Origin of the sequence: Mesorhizobium sp. LNHC232B00 (genome assembly GCF_000502435.1) — a bacterium.
GTDB lineage: Bacteria > Pseudomonadota > Alphaproteobacteria > Rhizobiales > Rhizobiaceae > Mesorhizobium > Mesorhizobium opportunistum.
Map to the genome: position 1 here is coordinate 197,903 of NZ_AYWP01000009.1, position 25,400 is coordinate 223,302.

Annotated in this window: 22 protein-coding genes; 10 read left to right on the forward strand and 12 right to left on the reverse strand. The window is 63.0% G+C overall.

From position 1 onward, the window contains the following. Positions 1-18 precede the first annotated feature (18 nt). From X743_RS155030 to X743_RS154990, 9 genes are all read left to right on the forward strand, one after another. On the forward strand, positions 19-1,272 hold the full coding sequence (locus X743_RS155030; RefSeq protein WP_031257734.1) for an ABC transporter substrate-binding protein: 1,254 nt from the start codon (positions 19-21) through the stop codon (positions 1,270-1,272). A 153-nt stretch (positions 1,273-1,425) separates the two neighbouring features. Next, positions 1,426-2,382, forward strand: a complete 957-nt coding sequence (locus X743_RS155025; protein ID WP_023765842.1) for a sugar ABC transporter permease — start codon at positions 1,426-1,428, stop codon at positions 2,380-2,382. After that, positions 2,379-3,398: a carbohydrate ABC transporter permease gene (locus X743_RS155020; protein WP_023765843.1), complete on the forward strand. Its 1,020-nt coding sequence runs from the start codon at positions 2,379-2,381 to the stop codon at positions 3,396-3,398. The genes X743_RS155025 and X743_RS155020 overlap by 4 nt, the downstream gene beginning before the upstream one ends. A gap of 4 nt (positions 3,399-3,402) precedes the next feature. Beyond that, complete coding sequence (locus X743_RS155015) at positions 3,403-4,518, forward strand: ABC transporter ATP-binding protein (protein ID WP_023765844.1); 1,116 nt, start codon at positions 3,403-3,405, stop codon at positions 4,516-4,518. 5 nt (positions 4,519-4,523) lie between these two features. Then, positions 4,524-6,023, forward strand: coding sequence for a GMC family oxidoreductase (locus X743_RS155010; protein ID WP_023765845.1), 1,500 nt, complete (start codon positions 4,524-4,526; stop codon positions 6,021-6,023). Next, positions 6,020-6,781, forward strand: coding sequence for a 3-ketoacyl-ACP reductase (locus X743_RS155005; RefSeq protein ID WP_023765846.1), 762 nt, complete (start codon positions 6,020-6,022; stop codon positions 6,779-6,781). The genes X743_RS155010 and X743_RS155005 overlap by 4 nt, the downstream gene beginning before the upstream one ends. 12 nt (positions 6,782-6,793) lie before the next feature. Further along, positions 6,794-8,422: a choline dehydrogenase gene (locus tag X743_RS155000; RefSeq protein ID WP_023765847.1), complete on the forward strand. Its 1,629-nt coding sequence runs from the start codon at positions 6,794-6,796 to the stop codon at positions 8,420-8,422. A gap of 9 nt (positions 8,423-8,431) precedes the next feature. Continuing rightward, entirely contained in the window at positions 8,432-8,749 is a 318-nt protein-coding gene (locus tag X743_RS154995; RefSeq protein WP_023765848.1) for a Dabb family protein, read from the forward strand. A gap of 91 nt (positions 8,750-8,840) precedes the next feature. Next, positions 8,841-10,076: an MFS transporter gene (locus X743_RS154990; protein WP_023765849.1), complete on the forward strand. Its 1,236-nt coding sequence runs from the start codon at positions 8,841-8,843 to the stop codon at positions 10,074-10,076. Here X743_RS154990 and X743_RS154985 read toward each other — a convergent pair. From X743_RS154985 to X743_RS154930, 12 genes are all read right to left on the reverse strand, one after another. Continuing rightward, positions 10,063-10,908 carry an EamA family transporter gene (locus X743_RS154985; RefSeq protein WP_023765850.1) on the reverse strand — a complete coding sequence of 282 codons (846 nt, stop codon included), beginning with the start codon at positions 10,906-10,908 and terminating at the stop codon, positions 10,063-10,065. The two genes, X743_RS154990 and X743_RS154985, sit on opposite strands and share 14 nt — an antisense overlap. A 7-nt stretch (positions 10,909-10,915) precedes the next feature. Further along, positions 10,916-11,818 carry an endonuclease/exonuclease/phosphatase family protein gene (locus X743_RS154980; RefSeq protein ID WP_023765851.1) on the reverse strand — a complete coding sequence of 301 codons (903 nt, stop codon included), beginning with the start codon at positions 11,816-11,818 and terminating at the stop codon, positions 10,916-10,918. Positions 11,819-11,940: 122 nt separating this feature from the next. Continuing rightward, positions 11,941-13,497 carry a sodium:proton antiporter gene (locus tag X743_RS154975; RefSeq protein ID WP_023765852.1) on the reverse strand — a complete coding sequence of 519 codons (1,557 nt, stop codon included), beginning with the start codon at positions 13,495-13,497 and terminating at the stop codon, positions 11,941-11,943. 85 nt (positions 13,498-13,582) lie between these two features. Continuing rightward, a complete protein-coding gene (locus tag X743_RS154970; RefSeq protein ID WP_013893094.1) occupies positions 13,583-14,647 on the reverse strand; it encodes an ABC transporter ATP-binding protein in 1,065 nt (354 codons plus the stop codon). A gap of 30 nt (positions 14,648-14,677) precedes the next feature. Further along, the gene (locus X743_RS154965) at positions 14,678-15,469 is read right to left on the reverse strand and encodes an ABC transporter permease (RefSeq protein WP_013893093.1); all 792 of its coding nucleotides are present in this window, start codon (positions 15,467-15,469) and stop codon (positions 14,678-14,680) included. After that, positions 15,466-16,260 carry an ABC transporter permease subunit gene (locus X743_RS154960; RefSeq protein ID WP_224686349.1) on the reverse strand — a complete coding sequence of 265 codons (795 nt, stop codon included), beginning with the start codon at positions 16,258-16,260 and terminating at the stop codon, positions 15,466-15,468. Before X743_RS154960 ends, X743_RS154965 begins: the two co-directional genes overlap by 4 nt. Before the next feature lie 186 nt (positions 16,261-16,446). Further along, positions 16,447-17,553, reverse strand: a complete 1,107-nt coding sequence (locus tag X743_RS154955; RefSeq protein ID WP_023765853.1) for an ABC transporter substrate-binding protein — start codon at positions 17,551-17,553, stop codon at positions 16,447-16,449. Between the two features lie 244 nt (positions 17,554-17,797). Further along, positions 17,798-18,970, reverse strand: coding sequence for an iron-containing alcohol dehydrogenase (locus X743_RS154950; RefSeq protein WP_023765854.1), 1,173 nt, complete (start codon positions 18,968-18,970; stop codon positions 17,798-17,800). Positions 18,971-18,988: 18 nt separating this feature from the next. Beyond that, positions 18,989-20,377: an aldehyde dehydrogenase family protein gene (locus tag X743_RS154945; RefSeq protein ID WP_023765855.1), complete on the reverse strand. Its 1,389-nt coding sequence runs from the start codon at positions 20,375-20,377 to the stop codon at positions 18,989-18,991. A gap of 178 nt (positions 20,378-20,555) precedes the next feature. After that, entirely contained in the window at positions 20,556-21,926 is a 1,371-nt protein-coding gene (locus X743_RS154940) for a glutamine synthetase family protein (protein WP_023765856.1), read from the reverse strand. A 95-nt stretch (positions 21,927-22,021) separates the two neighbouring features. Then, positions 22,022-23,563: an amino acid permease gene (locus X743_RS154935; protein WP_023765857.1), complete on the reverse strand. Its 1,542-nt coding sequence runs from the start codon at positions 23,561-23,563 to the stop codon at positions 22,022-22,024. Between the two features lie 22 nt (positions 23,564-23,585). Continuing rightward, positions 23,586-24,404 carry an N-formylglutamate amidohydrolase gene (locus X743_RS154930; protein ID WP_023765858.1) on the reverse strand — a complete coding sequence of 273 codons (819 nt, stop codon included), beginning with the start codon at positions 24,402-24,404 and terminating at the stop codon, positions 23,586-23,588. 135 nt (positions 24,405-24,539) lie between these two features. Here X743_RS154930 and X743_RS154925 point away from each other — a divergent pair, with 135 nt between their 5' ends. Continuing rightward, on the forward strand, positions 24,540-25,367 hold the full coding sequence (locus X743_RS154925) for a MurR/RpiR family transcriptional regulator (protein ID WP_023765859.1): 828 nt from the start codon (positions 24,540-24,542) through the stop codon (positions 25,365-25,367). Positions 25,368-25,400: the final 33 nt, after the last annotated feature.

Here is a 25,400-nt window from a genome sequence, read left to right on the forward strand (position 1 = left end):
CAACAAGGGAGGAAGTACATGTTGCGCAAACTGCTTATCGGAACGGCTCTCGCATCGGGGCTCGCTTTTGCGGCCCATGCCGAGGACGTCAAGGAAGTTCAGATGCTGCATTGGTGGACGTCGGGCGGCGAAGCAGCTGCCCTCAACGTCCTCAAGGGCGATCTGGCCAAGGAAGGTTATGCCTGGAAGGACGTGCCGGTGGCCGGTGGCGGCGGCGACGCTGCCATGACCGCGCTGAAGGCGATGGTCGCGGCAGGCAACTATCCGACCGCCTCGCAGATGCTCGGCTACACCGTGCTCGACTATGCCGCCGCCGGCGTCATGGGCGACCTGACCGAGACGGCGAAGAAGGAAGGCTGGGACAAGTCAGTTCCGGCGGCTCTGCAGAAATTCTCGGTCTATGACGGCAAGTGGGTCGCGGCTCCGGTCAACGTCCACTCGGTCAACTGGCTGTGGATCAACAAGGCCGTCATGGACAAGATCGGCGGCACCGAGCCGAAGACTTTCGACGACTTCGTTGCGCTGCTCGACAAGGCCAAGGCGGCAGGCGTGATCCCGCTCGCTCTCGGCGGCCAGAACTGGCAGGAAGCCACCATGTTCGACTCGGTCGTGCTGTCGACCGGCGGACCTGAGTTCTACAAGAAGGCCTTCAACGACCTCGACGACGCGTCGCTCAAGTCCGACACGATGAAGAAGTCTTTCGACAACCTCGCCAAGCTCGTCACCTATGTCGACCCGAACTTCTCGGGCCGCGACTGGAACCTTGCCACCGCCATGGTCATCAAGGGCGATGCCCTGGTGCAGGTCATGGGCGACTGGGCCAAGGGCGAGTTCAATGCCGCCAAGAAAACACCGGGCACCGACTTCCTGTGCTATCGCTTCCCGGGCACGGAAGGCTCAGTGGTCTACAACTCCGACATGTTCGGCATGTTCAACGTTCCGGACGACCGCAAGGCCGCCCAGGTCGCACTGGCCACCGCCACCCTGTCGAAGAGCTTCCAGTCGGCCTTCAACGTCGTCAAGGGTTCGGTTCCGGCGCGTACCGACGTTCCGGACACCGACTTCGACGCTTGCGGCAAGAAGGGCATCGCCGACCTGAAGGCCGCCAACGAAGGCGGCACGCTGTTCGGTTCGCTGGCCCAGGGCTACGGCGCGCCGCCGGCGGTCGCCAATGCCTACAAGGACGTCGTGTCGAAGTTCGTCCATGGTCAGATCAAGACCTCCGACGAAGCCGTGACCGAGCTGGTCAAGGCGATCGACGACGCCAAGTAAGCGCAACGCCCGATAAAACCTTCCCCGCTTCGGCGGGGAAGGTTTTATATCAACCATTGGACGGCTCGATAGCATGCCGACCGAAGACCCGTATGCACGGGCCGCCTTGCCGCCTGACGGCAGAGCACGGACGACCCAAAACGGGAGGAGCTCATGAGCACGGTAGCGACAAGCCAGATCAAGCTGACGCCGGAGCACGCCAGGCCACGCGCCTCGGTGCGCTCGCGCCTGCAGGACGCGTTGCCGAAGATCGTGCTGGCGCCGAGCTTCGCCATCACCATCGTCTTCGTATACGGCTTCATCCTGTGGACGATCTATCTGTCCCTCACCAACTCCAAGACCTTCCCGTCCTATGTCATCACCGGCTCGCGCGCCTATCAGCGGCTGTGGGGCTGGACCTTCGACACCGACCCGCCTTCGAGCTGGTACACGTCGATCACCAATATGGGCATTTTCGGCTTTCTCTATATCCTGATCTGCCTGGCGCTCGGCCTGTTCCTGGCCATCCTGCTCGACCAGAAGATCCGCGGCGAAGGCGTGCTGCGCCCCATCTACCTCTATCCCATGGCGCTCTCCTTCATCGTCACCGGCGTCGCCTGGAAATGGTTCCTCGATCCGGGTCTTGGCCTCGAGCAGACGTTGCACCAGTGGGGCTGGACGAGCTTCCATTTCGACTGGATTAAGAACAAGGATTTCGTCATCTACACCGTGGTCATTGCCGGCGTCTGGCAGGCTTCCGGCTTCATCATGGCGATGTTCCTGGCCGGCTTGCGCGGCATCGACGGCGAGATCATGAAGGCGGCGCAGATCGATGGCGCCACCACCTTCCAGCTCTATCGCCGCATCGTCATTCCGCTGCTGCGGCCGATCTTCCTGTCGGCCTTCATCGTGCTCGCCCACCTTGCCATCAAGTCCTATGACCTTGTCGTGGCGCTGACCTCCGGCGGACCCGGCGGCTCGGCCTGGCTGCCGTCCAACTTCATGTACGAGTACACCTTCAAGCGCAACGAGATGGCTGTCGGCTCGGCAAGTGCGGTGATCATGCTGATGACCATCGTCGCCATCATCGTGCCCTATCTCTATTCCGAACTGCGGGAGAAGCCGCGATGAGCGCTGTCACCACTCCCGCCCGCCAGGCTTCCGGCGGCGTCAACGCCAAACTCGTCAACCGCATCGTCATCTACGGGTTGCTGGCGCTGTTCGCGCTGTTCTACCTGATGCCGCTGTTCGTCATGCTGGTCACCTCGTTCAAGACCATGGACGAGATCCAGAACGGCAACATGCTGGCGCTGCCCAAGGCGCCGACCTTCGATCCATGGCTGAAAGCCTGGGGCGAGACCTGCGTCGGCCTCACCTGCGCCGGCATCAAGGGCTATTTCTGGAACTCCATCAAGATGGTGGTTCCGGCCGTCATCATCTCGACGATGCTCGGTGCGCTGAACGGCTACGTGCTGACCAAATGGCGTTTCCGCGGCGCGACGCTGGTGTTCGGGCTGATGTTGTTCGCCTGTTTCATCCCGTTCCAGTCGGTGCTGTTGCCGATGGCCACCATTCTCGGCAGCCTCGGCCGCTTCGGCGTGTCGCTGCAGAACACGGTCGGGACCAGCTTCGGCCTCGGCAATCCGACCGTGAACCTGGTCTTCGTCCACGTCGTCTACGGCCTCGGCTTCACCACCTTGTTCTTCCGCAACTATTACGAGGCGTTCCCGACGGAATTGGTGAAGGCCGCGCAGGTTGATGGGGCGTCCTTCTTCCAAATATTCCGCCGCATCATGCTGCCGAACTCGATGCCGATCTTCGTCGTCACCGTGNATGGGGCGTCCTTCTTCCAAATATTCCGCCGCATCATGCTGCCGAACTCGATGCCGATCTTCGTCGTCACCGTGATCTACCAGTTCACCAACATCTGGAACGACTTCCTGTTCGCTTCGGCCTATGCCGGTACCGGCGACTCGATGCCGATGACGGTGGCGCTCAATAATGTCGTCAACACCTCGACAGGCGTCGTCGAATACAACGTCAACATGGCGGCGGCGATGATCGCCGCACTCCCAACCCTTCTCGTCTATGTGCTCGCCGGCCGCTATTTCGTGCGCGGTCTGATGGCCGGCGCCGTCAAAGGATGATCCGATGGCTTTTCTGGAAATTGATGGTCTGAGGAAGCGCTTCGGCCAGGTCGAGATACTCAAAGGGATCGACCTCGAGCTGGAAAAGGGCGGCTTCCTGGTGCTGGTCGGCCCCTCCGGCTGCGGCAAGTCCACGCTTCTCAACACCATTGCAGGGCTGGAGACGATCACCTCGGGCGAGATCCGCGTCGACGGCCGCACCATCAACGATCTGCACCCTTCGAAGCGCGACATCGCCATGGTGTTCCAGAGCTATGCGCTCTACCCGAACATGACGGTGGCCGGCAACATCTCCTTCGGTATGGAGATGCGCGGCGTGCCGGCGGCGGAGCGCCAGAAGGCGATCGACAAGGTGGCCAAGGTTTTGCAGATCGGCCACCTGCTGCAGCGCAAGCCGAGCCAGCTTTCAGGCGGCCAGCGCCAGCGCGTCGCCATGGGGCGGGCGCTGGTACGCGACCCCAAGCTGTTCCTGTTCGACGAGCCTTTGTCCAACCTCGACGCCAAGCTGCGCGTCGACATGCGCATCGAGATCAAGCGCCTGCATGCCACCACCGGCACCACAATCGTCTATGTCACCCACGACCAGATCGAGGCGATGACGCTGGCGACCAAGATCGCCGTCATGCGCGACGGCGAGGTTCAGCAGTTCGGCACGCCGGCCGAGATCTACAACAACCCCAGCAACCTGTTCGTCGCCGACTTCATGGGTTCGCCGGCGATGAACCTGATCCCGGCGACCATCGCCACCTCAGGCAATGCACTGTCCGTCGTGCTGCAGCGCGAGGCGCGCGAGCCCATTACCTTGCCGATGGCCAATGCCCCGGCGGGCCTGTCGGCTTTCCAGGGCAAGCCGATCATCTTCGGCGTCCGCCCGGAGGCACTGACCGATCCGGAGGGCGCCGAGCGAAACGCCTCGAACATCGCCACCGCCGACCTGCACATCGAAGTGGTCGAGCCGGCCGGCTCCGACACTTTCGCCGTCACCAATCTTGGCGGCAAGGGCGTGGTGGCGCGGCTGCGCGCGGACGCCAACATCCAGCCGGGCACCAGCACGCCGCTCGCCTTCAATCTGACCAAGGCGGTGTTCTTCGATCCGGCGACCGAAAACCGCATCCTCTGAGCGAAATGACAAATCCCGATATCGTCATCATCGGCTCCGGCATTGGCGGCTCGACAATCGCTTCCGGCCTGGCAGGCAGCGGCGCCTCGATCCTGATGCTGGAGCGCGGCGAGCCCTTGCCGGCAACGCCGCATGCGCGCGATACGCGTTCCATCTTCGTCGACGGCCACTACCGGCCGAAGGAGATGTGGCGCGAGGCGGGTGGAGCGGCCTTCAACCCCGGTAATTACTACTATGTCGGCGGCAATTCGAAATTCTACGGCGCGGTGCTGATCCGCTATCGCAAAGAAGATTTCTCGGCCATGGAACATTTCGGCGGCGTCTCGCCGGCCTGGCCGTTTTCCTATGACGAGTTCGAGCCCTGGTATTCCAAGGCCGAGCAGCTGTTTCGCGTGCGCGGCGCACTGGGCGAAGATCCGACCGAGCCGTTCCACTCGGTCCCCTATGCCTATGAGCCGGTGCCCGACGAGGCGCCGATCGCCCGCGCCCGCGCCGAGCTCAAGGGGCTCGGCCTGCATCCGGCCTCGCTGCCGCTCGGCGTCGACATCGACACCTGGTTGAAGGAAGGCAACACCGGCTGGGACGCCTTTCCGAACACCGGCCAGGGCAAGGTCGACGCGCAGACCGGACCGCTGACGGCGGCGCTGAAGGACACCAATATCAAGCTTGAGACCGGCTGTTATGTCGAGTACCTGGAGACCTCGGCCGACGGCAAAACCATTGCTGCCATTCACTATCGGCAAAATGGTGAGCTGAAAAAGGTCGCGCCAAAGCTGGTGATCCTGTCCGCTGGCGCGGTCAATTCCGCCGTTATCCTGCTGCGCTCGCCGTCTTCCGATGGCAAAGGCCTCGCCAACCGTTCCGACCAGGTCGGCCGCAATTTCATGAACCACAATTCGAGCGCCATGCTGGCGATCGATCCGCGCCGCCGCAACGATGCCGTCTACCAGAAGACGCTGATGCTGAACGATTACTACCTGTCCGACGGCAAGGGCGGCAAACCTCTGGGCAATGTCCAACTGCTCGGCAAGATCGACGGCAATATGCTGAAGGCCAACGTGAAGTCGATGCCGAAATTCGCGCTCGACTTCATGGCCGGCCACGCCGTCGACTGGTACCTGATGTGCGAGGACCTGCCCGATCCGGAAAGCCGCATCATGGTCGACGGCAAGGACATCGTCATGCAGTGGCGGCGCTCCAATATGCTGTCCCTCGACGGTCTGACCAAGGTGATGCGCGAAAACTTCCGCGCCTGCGGTTACCCCATCGTGCTGTCGCGCCCCTTCGACAAGCGCACCCCCTCGCATCAGTGCGGCACGGTCAAGATGGGCGACGACCCCGCGACCGCACCGCTCGATCCGTTCTGCCGGTCCTTCGACCACCATAACCTGTTCGTCGTCGACGGCAGTTTTTTGCCGAACTCGGCGGCGGTCAATCCGGCACTGTCGATTGCCGCACAGGCGCTGCGTGTCGCCGACCACATCCGCAAGGCTAGCCTCCAATGACCCGCCCGGCCGCGATCATCACCGGCGGCGCGCGCGGCATCGGCCTTGCCTGTGCCCAGGCGCTGGCCGATGCTGGCTTTGACATTCTGGTCGCCGACCTTGCCGAGGAAGCCGCAGACGGACTGGCCGAGAACATCGCCGCACGCGGCGCGAAATTCGCCTACACCCAATGCGACATCGCAGATCTCGACACCCACACAGCACTTGTCGATGCCGCGCTACGTGCCTTCGGCCGCATCGACTGCCTCGTCAACAATGCCGGCGTCGGCGCCGTCGTGCGCGGCGATTTGCTGGAGCTGAAACCGGAGAATTTCGACCGCACGCTCGGCATCAACCTGCGCGGCACTGTGTTTCTCAGCCAAGCCGTCGCCAAGGCGATGCTGGCCACGCCGGGCGAACACTCCCGGTCGATCATCACCATCACCTCGGTCAGCGCCGAAATGGCCTCACCCGAACGGTCGGACTACTGCATCTCGAAGGCCGGGCTTTCGATGTGGGTGAAGAACCTTGCGCTCAGGCTCGCTCCGGAAAGCATCGGCGTGTTCGAGCTGCGGCCGGGCATCATCCGCACCGACATGACCGCCGGCGTGACCGCCAAATACGACGCCTTGATCGACAGCGGTCTGGTGCCGGCAAAACGCTGGGGCGAAGCATCCGACATCGGCGCGGTGGTGGCGGCGCTCGCCGCCGGCAAGCTCGGCTTTTCGACCGGCTCGATCATCAATGTCGACGGCGCGCTCTCTGTGCCGCGGCTGTAAGTGGACAGTGTCATGACCGACTACATCATCGTGGGCGCCGGCCCGGCCGGCTGCGTTCTGGCCAACAGGTTGAGCGAGGATCCGGGAAATTCCGTGCTGCTGCTGGAGGCCGGCGGCAAGGACTGGCATCCCTATATCCATATGCCGGCAGGCTTCGCCAAGATGACCAAGGGCATCGCGTCCTGGGGCTGGTCGACCGTGCCGCAAAAGCATATGAAGGACCGTGTCTTCTGGTACACGCAGGCCAAGGTGATCGGCGGTGGCTCCTCGATCAACGCCCAGATCTACACACGCGGCAACGCCCGCGACTACGACGCCTGGGAGAAGGAGGAGGGCCTCGCCGGCTGGGGTTATCGCGACGTGCTGCCCTACTTCAAGCGCGCCGAGAACAACCAGCGTTTTGCAAACGACTTCCACGGCGACCAAGGCCCGCTCGGCGTGTCGAACCCGATTTCGCCGCTGCCGATCTGCGAGGCCTATTTCCGCGCCGGCCAGGAGATGGGCATTCCCTTCAACCCGGACTTCAATGGCGCTGCCCAAGAAGGCGTCGGCTATTATCAGCTCACCCAGAAGGATGCCCGGCGTTCCTCCGCTTCGGTGGCCTATCTCAAGCCGATCCGCGCCCGCAAGAACCTGACCGTCAGGACTGATGTGCTGGTGACCCGCATCGTCGTCGAGAACAGTCGCGCCATCGGCGTCGAGATCGTCGACAGGCCAGGCGGCGAGAAGAAAATCTTGCACGCCGAGCGCGAGGTGATCGTCTCGTCCGGCGCCATCGGGTCGCCGAAGCTGCTGTTGCAATCGGGCATCGGCCCAGCGGACCATCTGAAATCGGTCGGCATCACGCCGGTGCACGACCTGCCCGGCGTCGGCTCCAACATGCAGGACCATCTCGATTTGTTCGTCATCGCCGAGTGCACCGGCGACCACACCTATGACAATTACGCCAAGCTGCACCGCACCGCCTGGGCCGGCCTGCAATATCTGCTTTTGAAAAAGGGGCCGGTTGCCTCGAGCCTGTTCGAGACCGGCGGCTTCTGGTACGCCGACCCCACGGCCGCCTCGCCCGACATCCAGTTCCATCTCGGCCTGGGCTCAGGCATCGAGGCCGGCGTCGAGAAGCTGAACAATCCCGGCGTCACCTTGAACTCGGCCTTCCTGCGGCCGCGCTCGCGCGGCACGGTCCGCCTGAAGAGCGCCGACCCGGGCGACCATCCGCTGATCGATCCGAACTACTGGTCCGATCCCTATGACCGCGCCATGTCGATCAAGGGCTTGAGGCTCGCGCGCGAGATCATGCGGCAGAAGGCGCTTGCCCCTTACGTGCTGCGCGAGGTGCTGCCCGGCCCTTCGCTCACCAACGACGACGAGCTCTTCGACTACGCCTGCCGCAGCTCCAAGACCGATCATCACCCGGTCGGCACCTGTCGCATGGGCCATGATGAGATGGCGGTGGTGACGCCTGACCTGCGGCTGCGCGGCATCGAGGGATTGCGTGTCTGCGATGCGTCGGTGATGCCGCGGGTGCCCTCCTCCAACACCAACGCGCCGACCATCATGGTCGGCGAAAAGGGTGCCGACCTGATACTCGGCCGCGAGCCCTTGCCGCCAGCTGTGTTTTCCGGCAACCGGGCTGCTTAGGAGCAAAAGATGATCAGGCACTGTGTCTTCGTCAAATTCCGCAATGATGTCGGTGTCGGTGAACACAAGGCGATCCATGCCGACCTCGAGGCGTTGCGCCAGGTGATCGACGGCATGGACACCGTCCATTTCAGTGCCAATGTCAGCCCGGAGCCGTTTGCGCGCGGCTTCAGCCATGGCTTCACCATCGATTTCCGCGATGCCGCGGCGCGCGACGCCTATCTGGTGCATGAAGCGCATCAGCGGGCCGGGGCCCGGCTGGTCGCCGCACTCGAAGGCGGCACCGACGGATTGATGGTCTTCGACCTCGAGCTTACGAAAAAGTGACCGCTTAGCCTTTCGAAGGCCGGCTGAATGCTGTTCTCTTTTGCCAATCGGGCGACATATCGTTCCTTTGGGGGATACAAAGGAGGACGCCTTGAACCTCACTGCCGAGCAGAAGAAAACCGTCCTGGCCTCATTCCTGGGGTGGACGCTGGACGCTTTTGATTTCTTCCTGCTGACATTCCTGCTCACCGATATTGCAAGTGAATTCCAGACGGACGTCCCGGCGGTCTCAAAGGCACTGTTCCTGACCTTGGCCACGCGCTTCATCGGCGCGTTCTTCTTTGGCATGCTCGCCGACAAATACGGGCGCAAGCCCATCCTCATGCTCAACATCGTCAGCTACTCGGTGATCGGCGCGCTCGCCGCCTTCTCGCCCAGTCTCGGCATCTTCCTGGCTCTGCGTGCGCTGTTCGGCATCGCCATGGGCGGCGAATGGGGGCTCGGTAGTTCGCTCGCCATGGAATCCGTCCCGCCGAGTGCACGCGGCTTCGTCTCGGGCATCCTGCAATGCGGCTATCCGGCCGGCTACCTGCTGGCGGCCGTGGTCTATGGCTTGCTCTATCAGCAGACGATCGGCGGCTACACGATCGGCTGGCGCGCCATGTTCCTGCTCTCCTTCATCCCGGCACTGATCGTGCTCTTCATCCGCTCGCATGTGCCGGAATCGCCGGCCTTCGTCGAGGCGCAGAGGACGGCAAGGCCCGGCATGCTGGAAACGCTGCGCAAGCACTGGGGCATCGCGCTCTATGCCGTCGTGCTGATGATGTTCTTCAATTTCTTCAGCCATGGCACGCAGGATCTCTATCCGACCTTCCTGAAGAAGCAGCACGGCTTCGATCCGCATACGGTGAGCTGGATCACCATCGTCGCCAACATCGGCGCCATCGTCGGCGGCCTGGCGTTCGGCGCGCTGTCCGAGAAGATCGGCCGCGTCAACGCCATCACGCTCGCGTGCCTGATCGCCCTGCCGTCGATTCCGCTATGGGCCTACGGCTCGACGCCGTTCATGCTCGCCGTCGGCGCCTTCGTCATGCAGGTCGCCGTCCAGGGCGCCTGGGGCGTCATCCCGGTGCATTTGAACGAACTGTCGCCCGGCGCGGTGCGCGCGACCTTGCCCGGTTTCATCTACCAGGCCGGCAATCTGGCGGCGTCCTATGGCGGCCCGTATCAGGCCGGCATCGCCGAAGCGCCCGGAGGCAGCTATGGCTACGCACTGGCGCTGTTTGCCGGCGTGGTCGCCATCTGCATCATCGTCGTCATCCGCTTCAGTCCCGAACGGCGCGGCCAGGTCATGACGGTGCTGGACCACGAGGTCAGCCGAGTCTGAGCGCCACCACACCGGCGACGATGCTGAGCGCGGCCGCGCCGCGCCAGCCCGTCATCTTCTCGCCGAGGGCGAAGACCGAGATCATCATGGCAAACAGGATCGAGGTCTCGCGCAGCGAGGCCACCGAGGCGATCGGCGCCTTGGTCATCGCCCACATCACGATCCAGTAGGCAGCACCGCTGAGCACGCCCGTGAACAGCCCCGTCTTCCAGTCGCGCGCCAGAACCGGAAGCGCCTTGGGTCCGCGGAAGATCAGGCACAGCGCCAGGGCGCCAAAAGCATCGCAGATGAACAGCCAGGCGGCATAGCTCTGCGCGGTCGCCGCCAGCCGCGCGCCGCTGCCGTCGGACAGCGTGTAGCTGGCGATGAAAATCGACGTGCCCAGCGCAAAGCCGACCGCGCGCAGGTTCAGCTTCTCCAGATGCGCGCCGCCGCGAAACGACATCACCAGCGTCCCGGCCGACAACAGGAAGATGCCCAGAATGGCAAGCGGAGCCGGCACTTCGGCAACGACGAACATGCCGCCGAGAGCTGCCAGCAACGGTGCCGTGCCGCGCGCCAGCGGATAGGTCTGGGCGAAATCGCCGGCCTGGTAGGCGCCGATCAGGAAGGTTCGGTAGCCCATGTGAAAGAAGACCGAGGCGACGATGTAGGGCCATACTTCTGCCTTCGGCACCTCGACGAAGGGCAATACCACCAGGCCCGCGACGCCCATGCCCAGCGTCATCAGCGTGATCGACAGGAAACGGTCGAGATGGACCTTGACCAGCGCGTTCCAGATCGCGTGCATGGCGGCGGCGGCGAGCACCGCGAAGAAGACGAACAGGGTCATGCACGGCTCATGTGGCGATGCCCGGCGTCTCCAGATCGATGTCGATCCGCAGCGGGAAATGATCAGACGCGACCTCGCCAATGTCGGCGCCAACCGAGCGCACGCGGCCCGCGAACATGCCGCTGACAAAGCAATGGTCGAGCCGGCGGTTTGTCAGTTTGCCGTCGATGGTCTTCACATGGGTGTGGAAATCCGGAACCGGCTCGCTGGCGACAGCGGCAGCGTCAACGAAGCTGTCCAGATAGGCGGCACCGCGATGATAGGGGGTGCTGCCGACGATGCGGCGGTATTCCGCGCTGCCCGGCTCCATGTTGAAATCGCCCATCCAGATCGCCGCCAGCGGATTTTCCGGCTCGGCCTCGCCGCTGGTCCAGTTGCGCGACGGCTCGTCGTCGGCGCCGCTCCACGGGCCACCCTCGGAAGGCGCCCGGCGGTGCTCGGCGAGCAGGTAGTCGATCTGCTCCAGCCGCTCCTCCGCCGCGATATGGGCGAGGTGCAGCGACAGCACCCGCAGGGGCCCGGCCGGTGTGCGGATCATGCATTCCAGGGCCGCGTTGCGGGTGTTGAGCGGCCGCAGCGTACGCCGCATCGGCAGCCCGTGAAGCCGCGACCAGGCGATCGGCAGCTTCGAGAGCACCATGGTGCCGAACTGCCGGCGCCGATTGATCAGACGTCCGTCGCGCCGCTCGCTGGCGTCCATGTCGAAGGCCGGTCCATAGACCCAATGATAATCCGGCAGCAGGCGTGAAAGCAGTTCGGGCTGGTCGTCGAAACTGCTGCGCTGCCAATGCCGCTCCACCTCCTGCAGCGCAATGATGTCGGCGCCGGCAACGATCCGCGCCGCGCGCGAAAGATCGTAGCGGCCGTCGCTGCCAAACCCGTACTGGATGTTGTAGCTGACCAGCTTCATTGCTTACCCGGCTCAATTTCGATGTTGGCAGTAGCGGTTCGGCGAATTGGTTGCAATGTGCAGCGAGATGGCAGCAACTTGGGCCAGAAGCTTCCCTGCCGGCCCCCAGCTGCCTAGTCGGACTAGCCGTCGGTCGTCAGGGGCTGGAACCGGCCAGCCGGCGACGCCGCCAGTTCCGACCAGTCGATCTCTTCCTCCAGCCGATGATAGGCTTCATCGCCGATCGTGCCGTTGCTGCGCAATTCCTCGAGCGTGTCGCGCTGGCGATTGATGGCATAGAGGCGCAGCCGGTCGTATTCGGTTGCCGCCTGTGCGTCCTCCGGGTTTTCCGCCACCAGGCGCTCGGCCTCGTACTGCTCGCGCACGACAGCCGCCGCAGCCGACGTCTTTCGGCTCAACACGTCGAGTGCGGCCTGCATGATCGCGACGCGTGCCTGAGCCACTTCGCGATCTATTGTCGTATCCCGTTCGAAGTCGAGCATCCGCAGCAAGGGCTTCAGCGTCATGCCTTGCAGCACCAGCGTGCCCAGAACCACTGCGAAGGCGGCAAGCACGATCGGATCACGGCCGGGAAAATTGGCCGGCAGTGCAATGGCCACCACCAGCGTCACCAGCCCCCGCATGCCGCACCAGCCGACGAGCACACCGCCGCCAAATGTCGGCAGATCTCGCTTTCTGTCTTCACCGCCGAAGCGGGCGAACCATCGTATGATGGCAATGTAACTTGCCACCCAGACAAGGCGGGCGACGATGACGACGGCCAGCACCGTCGCGGCGAAGAGAAAGGCATCGCCCTGCCCTTCGCCGGAGAGTCGGCCGACGATCGAGCGCGCCTGCAGGCCCATCAGCACGAAGGCCAGCACGTTGAGCACGAACACCGCCGACTCCCAGACCGAATAGGTGCTGACGCGGCGTCTCGCCGACATGCGGCGCGGCGCTGTGCGCGCAATCGTCATGGCGTAGACGACGATGGTGATGATGGCGGACAGGCCCAGCCTGTCAGCCAGGATCCAGACCCCGAAAGTTCCGGCGAATTGCACCACCGTGCTGCTCGCCGCGTCCTCGATACGGGTGAGCGTCAAGAGCGAGATGCGGCCAAACAGATAGCCCGCGACCAGACTGCCGATCGTCCCCAGCAGGATCGTCGGAATGGCGTTGCTCAGCATGATCGAGCCGAGCGCCGCCGAAACCGCCAACCGGTAGATCAGCAGCGCGGTGGCATCGTTGAGCAGGCTCTCGCCTTGCAGGATGGCGGTGATGCGGTGCGGTACCTTGAACTGGCTGAGCACAGCGCTTGCCGCCACCGCGTCCGGCGGCGCGACGATGGCGCCGAGCGCGATGGCAGCCGCGACCGGCAGGCCCGCCATCTTCCAGCCGACGAAGGCCACGACGGCAGTGGTGAAGACAACGGCGCCCAGCGCCAGCAGCGCCAGCGACAGCCGGTAGCGCTTCAGGTCGCGCAGCGACGTATCATAGGCGGCATCGAGAAGCACCGGCGCGATGAACAGGGCAAGCGCCAGTTCCGGATCGATCTCGATCGTTGGCGCACCTGGTACGAAAGCGATCGCAACCCCGGCCAGCGCCAGCAGCGACGGATAGGGAATCTCCAGCCGTCGCGACAGCGCCGTCAGCGCAACGGCGGCCAAAAGCAGGACAAGCGTCAGTTCGAAAAGAGCCATGGCTCATCGTAGCGACGGAACAAGCCGATTGGCAGTGCCAAAGTCACTGCAGTGAGCAGTTACGTGCCGTCTGGTGGCGCGGTGGCTAGTGCAGCACCAGCATGTCGCCGGACGAGAACGAAATCTCGGCCTTCTCGCCGACGGCGGGCGGCGGCGTCGCCGGGCTGTTGAACGTGTCGAGCGACACCGTGTTGCCGCCAATTCCGACGCGAACCCGGATCACCGAGCCGAGGAAGTGGACTTCGGAAATCTCGCCGGACAGGCTGGAATCGCGGCCAGGCTGACGGCCGAGCGAGATCGCTTCCGGCCGCAGCGCCAGCGACAGCGTGTCGCCCGATTTCGAGCCATTGAGCTTGCCCTTGAGTGACACTTCCTGCGTGTTGACCTGAACCGTGCCGGCCGCGGCATCGGTGACCTTGCCTTCGAGCACGTTCAGCGTGCCGACGAAATTGGCGACGAACTTGGTCGCCGGCCGATTGTAGATTTCGAAAGGCGTGCCGACCTGCTCGGCCTTGCCGCCATACATCACGGCGATTCGGTCGGAAATCGACAGCGCCTCTTCCTGGTCATGGGTGACGAAAATGGTGGTGATGCCGAGCTTCTTCTGGATCGAGCGGATCTCCTCGCGCAGCGACACGCGCACCTTGGCGTCGAGCGCCGACAGCGGCTCGTCGAGCAGCAGCAGCTTCGGCTTCGGCGCGATGGCGCGCGCCAGCGCGATGCGTTGCTGCTGGCCGCCGGAGAGCTGGTAGGGATAACGATCGGCCATCTGCGGCAGCTTGATCATGTCGAGCATCTCGGCGACACGCCTGTCGGCATCGGCCTTCGACATGCCGGCAACCTTCAGCCCGAAAGCGATGTTCTGTGCCACGGTCAGGTTGGGAAACAGTGCGTAGGCCTGGAACACCATGCCGACATTGCGCTGGTTGGGCTTCAGCCTCGTAATGTCCTTGCCTGCAACGACGATCTTGCCGGCCGATGGCTCCTCGAAGCCGGCAACCATGCGTAGCACGGTGGTCTTGCCGCAACCGGACGGTCCGAGGAACGAGACGAACTCGCCCGGCTCGACGTCGAGGCTGAAATCCTGGACCACGGTGTTGGAACCGTAGGACTTTCGCACATGCTGGATGGACAGGAATGGCTCGGCCATGGCTTTTTCTCTCAGGTCAGTGCTTTTCGTTCAGTTCGGGCGGTTCGCCGATTTCGGCGCGAAGCGGGACAGGATCTGGATCAGCGACATGCAGCCCCAGGTAATGGCGAAGGCGATGATGGCAAGGGCTGCCGGTTCATAGGCGCGGTTGGCGCCGATGTTTTGCAAATACGGGCCGAAAGCCGGGCGATTGAGCAGGCTGGCCATGGTGAACTCGCCGATGACGATGGCAAAGGTCAGGAAGGCGCCCGACAGCACGGCGATCAGCACATTGGGCAGGATGACGCGGCCGATGATCGTTCCCCAGCCGGCGCCCAGGATCTGTGCCGCTTCCGTCAAGGTGCGCACGTCGATGGTGCGCAGCCCGGTATCGACGGCGCGGTACATATAGGGCAGTGCCAGCGTCGCATAACCGATCACCAGCAAGGCATTGGCACCCATATTGCTGCCCAGGAACGGCAGCGGCGAATTGGAGCCGTACATCCTGATATAGCCGAAGACGATGACGATGGCCGGAATGACCAGCGGCAGCAGCGTGATGAATTCGACGATCGGCCTGAGCTGCGGCAGGCGCAGCCGGATCCAGTAGGCCGCCGGCACCACGATCAGCACACCCAGAATGATGGTGAAGATCGCAGCGACCACCGAATACAGGAAGGTCGACTGGAAGCGCGCGTCGCCCAGCACGATCTGATAGGCGTCGAAGGAATGGACGCCTCGTCGCATGCGCAGCGAGAACTCGACCGTCGCCATCAGCGGAATGAAGAAATAGGCCGCACCGATGATGAAGACGACCCAGGCCCAGAATTTTCCCGACTTCATTTCAGCCACCTCTCCGAGCGAGTCCGGAACCAGATGTAGAAGACATTGGCGAGCCCGGTGATGACGATCATGCCGAAGGCGATGGCATAGCCGAGCTGCGGATTGTGCAGCACGTCGCCGTTGATCTGCGAGTACAGCTTGATGGGAACGATGTTGAGCGCCGGGCCGGCAAACGCGTAAGCGGTGGCGATGGCGCCGAAGGCATTGGCGAACAGAAGGATGACGGTTCCAAGAAAGCTCGGCCATATCACCGGTATGACCACCATGCGCCAATACTGCGCCTGGGTAGCCCCGAGCGTCGCTGCCGCCTCGCCCCATTCCTTCTTCAGGCCGTCAATGGCCGGCACGATGATGACCACCATCAGCGGAATCTGGAAGAACAGATAGACCGCGATTAGGCCCGAGGTGGTGAGGAAATTGAAGCCCATCGCATAGATGTTGATGTTGAGCACGTCACGCAGAAGCGTGGTGACGATGCCGACACGGCCGAGCGTCGCCAGGAAGGCGAAGGCGAGCGGCAAGCCCGCGAAATTCGAGGCGACACCCGAAAAAGTCAGGGTCGCGGAACGCGTCCAGCTTGGCAGCCCGCCGCGCACGATGGCGATGGCGATGGCCAGGCCGGCAAAGGCGCCGATGATGGCCGACCAGAAACTGATCTTGATCGAGACCCAATAGGAACTGCTGATCGAGGGATCACTGACCAGCTGCAGGATGTTGTCCAGCGTGAACTGGCCATCGCTTCGCTGGAAAGCGCCCACCACGAGATAGATCGTGGGCAGGATCAGGAACATCAGGGCGAAGATGAAGAAAGGCGCCACACCAATCCATTGCGTCGGCAAGCGGAAAGCGGTCGCCTCGTTCGGTGGCGCGGGCTTGGTGGCAATCGTTCGATTTGAAAGCGAGAGGTCGGTCATGCGCCGGCTACCGTCTTCGAGGGAAGGCCGGGCGGTCTCGCGACCGCCCGGTGGATTTCAGTCTTACTTGACGTTGGCGCCGACGACGGCGTCCCAGTTCTTGCTGATGACTTCCTTGGCCTTGCCCTGCTCGTCGAGCGTCGGGAATGCGGCCGAGGCGTAGGATTCCGCCGGCGGCAGCTTGGCCAGCACGTCCGCCGGGATCTTGCCGTTCTTGGCGAGATCGTTGAAGCGAATCGGGTGGCAATAGCCCTTCAGCCAGCCGACCTGGCCTTCGTCGGAATAGAGGTATTCCATCCAGAGCTTGGCTGCGTTCGGATGCGGCGCATAGGCGCTGATCGCCTGCACGTAGACACCGGCGACGACGCCGGTCTTCGGCACCACGACGTCGACGGGCGGGTTGCCCTTCAGCGTGTCGCGGCCAGCAAGCGCGTTATAGTCCCAGTTGATCAGGATCGGGGTCTGGCCCTGGGCGAGCGTAGCGGGCTTGCCGACGACCGGGACGAAATTGCCGGCGGCATTGAGCTTCTTGAAGAAGTCGAGACCAGCGGTGCCGGCAGCTTCACCGGCGGCAGCTCCCGACGACAGGCCGGCGGCATAAACCGCCTGGATGGCCTGGTTCGAAGCGCGCGGATCGCCGGCGACGGCAACCGCGTTGGCGAATTCAGGCTTCAGCAGGTCGGCCCAGTCAGCCGGCGCTTCCTTGATCAGATCCTTGTTCACCATGAACGAAAGAACGCCATAGTAGTCGCCGTACCAGGCGCCGTCGGCATCCTTGGCGCTGTCCGGGATCGAGTCCCAGGTCGACACCTTGTAAGGCATCAGCAGGCCGTCGGCCTTGGCGGTCGGACCGAAGGACAGGCCGACGTCGATGACGTCGGGAGCCTGCGGGCCCTTGTTGTCCTTGTTGGCCTTGATCGCCTCGACCTCGTCGCCGGAGCCGGCATCGGGGTTGAGCTCATTGATGGTGATTTCGGGATATTTGGCCTTGAAGCCGGCGATGACGTCGCCGTAACCGCACCAATCATGCGGCAGCGCGATGGTGGTGAGCTGGCCTTCAGCCTTGGCGGCCTTGACGAGATCGTCCATCGAATCCGCGGACGAAATCACCGTCGACGCAAAGAGCGTCGCGGCCGAAAGGGAAAGCACCTTCCCCGTGAATTTGAACATGTGTTCTCTCCGTTGAACTGACGCCGTTGGACGCCTGCGATGCGGTAGCGTTTTCGTGTGACAGCCAGATGAAAGGTTTGTGAAACCATTGGCTGGCAGCAGAAAAAGTTAACTCTTTTTAACGGGCTGTAGCAATTAGCCGTCACTTATTTTTCCGGCTAATCACTTTCTGCCTTGTTCTCCATCCCTTCCCCCTTGGTTAGCGCTTATTTTCAGATCAATTTTTCCGCAATGGCAGGCCGTCTCAGATCGTACCGGCGATAGCGTTTTCCAGCAGCGTCAGTGCCGCCTTCTTGGTCAGCTTGACCGGATTGCCGCCGGCCGTCGGATCGACCACCGCCATGTCGGCGATCAGCGCCTTGCGCTTCTTGTCCATGTCGAGCCCCTTGATCAGGCCCGGCAGCGCATGCGGCACCTTCAATTCCTTGCGCAGCTTGATGATCGCCTTGGCGAAGCCGTCGAAGCCGCCCTTGATGCCGCAATAGGCGGCGAGCCTGGCGATACGCTCCTCGATGGCGTCACGGTTGAAGGCAAGCACATAGGGCATGAACACAGCGTTGGTCATGCCGTGATGGGTGTCATAGAGCGCACCGATCGGATGCGACAGCGAATGGATGGCGCCGAGGCCTTTCTGGAAGGCGGTGGCGCCCATCGCGGCGGCACTCATCATGTGCGCCCGGGCGACAAGATCCTTGCCGTTGGCAAAGGCCTTTGGCAGGTTTTCGAACACCAGGCGCACGCCTTCGACCGCAATGCCGTCCGCCATCGGATGATAGCCCGGTGCGCAATAGGCTTCGAGGCAATGGGCAAGCGCGTCCATGCCGGTGCCGGCGGTGATGAAGCCTGGCATGCCGACCGACAGTTCCGGGTCGGCAATCACGATCGCCGGCAGCAGCTTGGGATGGAAGATGACCTTCTTGGTATGCGTCGCCTCATTGGTGATGACGCCGGCGCGGCCGACTTCCGATCCAGTGCCGGCCGTGGTCGGCACCGCGATGATCGGAGCGATCGCATCCGAATTGGCGCGCGTCCACCAATCGCCGACATCCTCGAAATCCCACACCGGCCTTGTCTGGCCTGCCTGGAAGGCGATCAGCTTGCCGAGATCGAGCGCCGAGCCGCCGCCGAAAGCGATGATGCCGTCATGCTTGCCCTTCTTGAACACGGCGATGCCGGCGGTCAGGTTGGACTCGACCGGGTTCGGCCTCACCTCGGAGAAGACACCGTATGGGATTTTGGCATCGTCGAGGATCTTCAGGGTCGAGGCCACGACCGGCAGTTTGGCCAGGCCCGGATCGGTGACGAACAGAGGCCGCTTGATGCCGGTGGCACCAAGCACCTCGGGCAGTTCCTTGATACGCCCGGCGCCGAAGCGAACGGTGGTGGGGTAGTTCCATTTGGAGATCAGCTTGGACATTTTTTGTCTTTCGAAAAATCAGATGGCTTCGCGCAGGTGGAAGGATTTCGGCCGGGTCAGATTGTCGTAGCCGATGGCTGACAAGCCCGCGCCCTTGCCGGTGTCCTTGACGCCGGTCCAGACCAGCGCCGGATCGAGATAGTCGCAGCGGTTCATGAACACCGTGCCGGTCTCGACGCGGTTGCCGATCGCCACAGCGTGCTCGGTATCGCGCGTCCAGATCGAGGCCGTCAGCCCATAGGGACTGTCGTTCATCAGCGCGATCGCCTCCTCGTCGTTGCGCACCTTCATGATGCCGACGATCGGACCGAAACTCTCTTCGCGCATGACGCTCATCTGGTGATCGACCTCGGTCAGCACCTCCGGCGCCAGATAGGGCGAGCCAGCCTTGTCGTTGGCCACCTTCATGTTGATGTGCGCCTTGGCACCCTTGCGCAGCGCCTCGGCCTTCTGCTCACGGATCAAGTCGGCGAAACGGGCCTGCGCCATCGGCCCCATCGTCGTTTCCTGATCGAGCGGATTGCCGACGACATAGTTCTTCGTCTCGGCGATGAAGCCCTCGACGAATTCATCATAGACCTTTTCGTGCACATAGACACGCTCGATGCCGCAGCAGCACTGGCCGGAATTGTAGAAGGCGCCGTCAACCAGATTGGCGACCGCGTGGTCCATCTTGGCGTCGGGCAGCACATAGGCCGGATCCTTGCCGCCAAGCTCGAGCCCGAGCGTCATGAAGGTGCCCGCCGCCGCCTTTTCGATGGCACGGCCGCCGGCGACCGAGCCGGTGAAATTGACATGGTCGATCTTGCCCGAGCCGAGCAGCTTTTCGGTCTGGGCATGGTTGAGCACGACGTTCTGGAACACGCCCTTGGGCAGGCCGACCTTGTCGAAGGCCTGTTGGAAACGCTCGCCAACCAGCAGTGTCTGCGCCGCGTGCTTGAGGATGACGGTGTTGCCGGCCATCAGCGCCGGCACGATGGTGTTGACGGCCGTGAGATAGGGATAGTTCCAGGGCGCGATCACCATGACCACGCCGAGCGGATCCTTCTTCACATAGCGGCGGAACCCGTCCTTCGGGTTGGATGCCGGCACGGATTTGAGCGCCGCCTCGGCGATCTCGACCATGTAGCTCGTGCGTTCCCTGACGCCGCCGAACTCGCCGCCATAGCGGACCGGCCGCCCCATCTGCCAGGCGATCTCGGGCACGATCTCGTCGGTCATCGCGACCAGCGCTTCCAGCATGGCGAGCATGTATTTGCCGCGCTCGACGATCGGCACCTGCGCCCACTTCTCCTGCGCCGCCTTGGCGCGCTCGACTGCCGCATTGACCGCCTGGTCCGTCGCGATCGGCCGCTCGGCATAGATCGAGCCGTCGACGGGGGTAATGAGTTTGACCGTTTCGGTCATCGTTTAAATCCTCGCACTTCTTTAAAATCGAAAATCATCAGTCTTTGTGCTGCCTCATCCGTCCGCCGGCACCTCATTCCGTTTGGTGACGGGAGAAGAGAGCTCCAACGTCGACGCACCCTCTCCCCATTCTCTATTGGGAGAGGGTGAGGGGCGGCGCGGACGCTTCGCAGGCAATCTAGTACCGCTCGAATCCCCTGTGCAGTTCCCAATCCGTAATGCGGCGATCGTATTCGAACTGCTCCCACTTGGCGGTGTGGACATAATGTTCGAGCACGTCTTCGCCGAGCGCCTGTTTCAGCATCTTCGACTTGGCCAGCGTCTCGGTGGCATCGCGCAGCGTCTTCGGAATCTCCGGCAGGCGAGACGCCTGATAGGCATCGCCGACGAAGGGCTTCTGCAATTCGAGCTTCTCGTCGATCCCGGCAAGGCCGGCGGCGATCAGTGCGGCGAAGGCGAGATACGGGTTCAAATCGGCGCCGCCGATGCGGCATTCCATGCGGATGCCCTTGGTGCCCTCGCCACACAGGCGGAAGCCGGCGGTGCGGTTGTCCTCGCTCCACATGATCTTGGTCGGCGCGAAGGTGCCGGCCTGGAAGCGTTTGTAGGAATTGATGTAGGGCGCCAGGAACCAGGTGAACTCCTTGGCGTATTTGAGCTGGCCCGCCGCCCATTGCTGGCCGAGCGTCGACAGCGTCCACTCAGCCTTCTTGTCGAAGAACAGCGGCGTCTTGCCGTCGGCGCTCCACAGCGAATTGTGGATGTGGCTGGAGTTGCCGGCGAGCCCGTAATTGTATTTCGACATGAACGAGATCGCCTTGCCCTCGGACTCGGCAATCTCCTTGGCGCCATTCTTCAGGATGACGTGGCGGTCGGCCATGTCCAGCGCCTCGGCATAGCGCACATTGATCTCTTCCTGGCCTGGACCCCACTCGCCCTTGGAGTTCTCGATCGGAATGCCGGCCGCTTCCATCTCGTTGCGAAGCCGGCGCATGACGCCTTCTTCCTTGGTGGTGATGCCGATCTGGTAGTCGCCGATATAGGGCGAAGCGGTGTCGAGACCCTGCCAGTGCTTCTTGCGGGCGGAATCGTAGGTTTCGTTGAACAGATAGAATTCCAGCTCGGACGCGAAATAGCCGATATAGCCGCGTTCCGTCAGCCGCTTGATCTGCTTCTTCAGGATGGCGCGCGGCGAATGCGGCAGGTCGTCATGGGTGTGGTGGTCGAGCACGTCGCAGATCAACAGCGCGGTCTTCTCCAGCCACGGAATGCGCCGCAGCGTGGCGAGATCCGGCTTCATGACGAAGTCGCCATAGCCCTTCGACCAGCTTGCCGCCTTGTAACCGGGCACCGGCTCCATATCGATGTCGGCGGCCAGCAGGTAGTTGCAGCCATGCGTTTCGTCATGCGCGGAATCGACGAAGTACTGTGCCAGGAACCGCTTTCCCGCCAACCGGCCCTGCAGGTCGACGATGCAGGCGAGCACCGTGTCGATCTCGCCGCTGGAGACCGCTTTCTTCAACTGATCGAACGAGAAATTTCCGGCCATTCCTGTGGCACTCCAGTGCTTGTCGTTTCGGGCTTGTCACGTTGAACGGGAACAAAAAGCCGTGGCGGGCGAGCCCGCTACGGCTTGATTGGCTGTTACGCGGATTCGCCAACGGCCTTTTCAGCCGCTGCGATGGTCGCCCTGCGCTTGGCGATTGCCGCATCGCCGATAGGCGGCCCCTGGAAGCGCCGGTTTTCAACAGCGAACCACAAAACGACGAGCAGAACGATCAATCCGATCGCATAGTTGATCAGGATGTCGAAGGGCGGCTGGATGCCGGCATACATCAACACCAGAACACCAAGCACGGTGATGACGGCGAACGGCTTTGACCAGATGCCGAGCCGGAACGGTCCGAATTCGGTCCAGCTCTTTCCTTCCGCAAGAAGTCCGGCTGCGATCGGCATGGCATAGGAGACGTAGAGGAAGAGAGCGCACCCAGCTGCGAGCGCCGCGAAAGCCGGCGAATAGAGCGTGGCGGCGATCGACAGCACAACACCGAGCCAGATGGCCGGGACGGGCGTGCGCCAAGTCGGCGAAACCTGCTTCCACACAGATGACCCCGGCAGACCGCCGTCACGCGAGAAGGCAAAGATCATGCGCGAGGTCGAAGTGAGCCCGGCCAGCGCGCACAGATAGTTCGACAGCACGATGGCGATGCCGAGCAGAGCCTTGAGCCAAGTTGGCGCCGGCAGATTGTTGAACAGGTTGAACCAGGCATTGCCGCCATCCTTGGCGGTCGCGACGAGATCTGGGCTGGCAAGGACGAAGGAAACCGCCATGACGAAACCGAAGACGAGAGACCAGAGGACCGCGTGGATCATGCCTCTCGGCACGGCGACGCGGGCATTGTGCGTTTCCTCGGCGGTATGCGCCGATGCGTCGAAGCCGGTGATGGTATAAAGCGGGTAGAGAAGGCCGATGAGGAAGGCCACGAGCGCCGTACGGGCCGTCGGAACATAGCCACCGCCAAGATCGCCGGTCGTGTTCACGAAAGTCGTCAGCCGAGCAAGATCGAAGCCATGCGCGCCCCAGATCAGGAAGGTCAGCGTAAGCACGACCGCGACAACGAGGATGAGATAGCCGGAAAAGTCGGTCAACATCGTCGTCGTCTTGATGCCGAGATGATTGAAGAGGCCCTGGGTGATGGTAATCAGGACGACTGCCGCCGTCTGCTGCCAGAAGCCCCAGGTCGACGTGTCCAAGCCCAGGATCGGCCCCGCGACGAGCCCCTGAAACAGCAAGTAGACGCCGACATTCACCGAAGCGACGACGAAGATCAGGCCGAGCAAGTTGATCCAAGCCGTGGCCCAGCCCCAGCCGCGTCCGCCGAGGATTGAGGACCAGTGATAGAGGCCGCCGGCTGTCGGATAGGCTGATCCAATCTGGCCGAGAGAAGCCGCGACCACGAGCGCAAAGACGCCGCCTATAACCCAGCCGATGGTCGCCTCGAAACCGCTGCCGGTTGCCATGGCCAGCGGGAAGGACGTTATGCCGCCAGCCAGAATGCAGATGATCGAGAAGGAAATAGCAAAATTGGAGAAGCCGCTCATGCGGCGAGCCAATTCCTGGGCATAGCCCATACTGTGAAGGATTTTCGTGTCCTCCGACTTGTCGGAGTGATCAGGTGTTGTCATGTCAGAATTCCCCTGTTGGTCCTTAGCTGGCCGATTGAACTGACTTTCCGACTGAACGCGATCTGGTTTGTCCTGCCTCCTCTGGTTCCAGATCCGAAAAAATGCCCGTGAGCAGATCCGCCCATTTCCGCTGCCCGGTGTCGCCGGAGATTTCGTCGTTGCGGATTTCGATCATGGCGCAGGGCAGCCCGCGTGAGCGCGCGTGCCGTTCCAGCGTGAAATAGACGCGGTCGGCAGGCGAATAGGGTTCGTTGACGCCGACGGTGATGCCGGCGAGCCGCTTGAGCGCCGATATCAGTGGCGATGCCAGCCGGCGGTCCTCGTCGTGAATGATGCCGATATGCCAGGGCCGGTTGCGGCTCTTGTAGACCGGCGTGAAGGAATGGACGGAGACCAGGCGGGTCTCCTGACCGCGCGCCAGCCTGTCCTCGACAATGTGCTCGATCGCGTCGTGAAACGGCTGCCAGGCAAGGGCGATCCGCGCCGCGCGCTGTTTTTCCGACAGGCCGGTATTACCGGGTATGGCTGTCGTTTCGCTGACCGGCGGCACCAGGTCCGGCGCGTCGAGCGGCCGGTTGCAGTCGATGACGAGACGCGAAATGCGGGTTTCGACCAGCGTGGCATCGAGTGCCTGCGCCATGCGCGTTGCCACCGGCAGAGCGCCGGGATCCCAGGCGATGTGCCGGGAAAGGTCTTCGGCGGCAAGGCCGAGCGTGCCGAATTCGGCGGGCAGGAAATTGGAAGCGTGATCGCAGGTCAGCACGAAAGGGCTCGATCCGCCCGGGTTCGTCACCCTCACGGTATCCGACGATGCAAGGCTGGCGGGCCGTGCTTTCTCCATAGTCTGCGGTCCCCGGGGAGCGCTGTATCGTATGTTACGTATTTTGCCTCATTGCGTCCCTACGGATGATTTCATACAGTTTGTCCGGCTTTGTCAAATGCGATCTCGTGGGCCAGGCCAAGGGGTGGGGAAAACATGATTTCCAGCATTGCCGAACTGATCGCCGACCGCGTCGGCACGATGCCGGCCGGCGAACGGCGCGCGGCTCAGACGCTGATCGCGAGCTATCCCTTGATCGGCCTCAAGACGGTCGCCGAATTCTCGGCTGCGGCCGGCGTCTCCTCGCCGACGATCCTGCGCTTCGTTGCCCGGCTGGGCTTCCAGAACTATCCGGAATTCCAGTCGAGCCTGCAGGACGAATTGGCGGCGCAACTGCAATCGCCGGCCACGCGAACGCTCAACCCGCCCTCGCCCGGCGGCGGCACGGTGTCGCCGATGCTGGAAGCGACGCTCGACAACATGCGCGAGACCTTCCGCCACCTCTCGGACAGGCAGCTTGCCGACATTGCCACCCGGCTTGCCGAGCGGCGCGGCAAGACATTCCTGATCGGCGGCCGCTTCACCGATCCGCTGGCGCGCTACATGGCCGCCCATCTGGCGGTCATCCAGCCCGATGTCTTCCATCTCGCCGGCCAGGAAAGCATGTGGCGCGACCGGCTGATCGACATGGGCAAACGCGACGTGCTGGTGATCTTCGACATCAGGCGCTACCAGAACAGCCTCGTCCGCTTCGCCGAGAAGGCGCATCAGCGCGGCGTTCAGATCGTGCTCTTCACCGACCAGTGGCTGTCGCCGATTGCCCGGTTTGCCCGCCATGTCATCGCCGGACGCACCGCCGTGCCTTCCGCATGGGATTCCTCGGCAGCGCTTTTCGTCGTCGCCGAAACGCTGATCGGCGCCGTCACGAGACAACTCGAGGCCGACGGCGCCCGGCGCATTCGGGAAATGGAAGGCCTGCGCTAGATACGTTTCCAACGCAAATCGCAACGGCTCCAG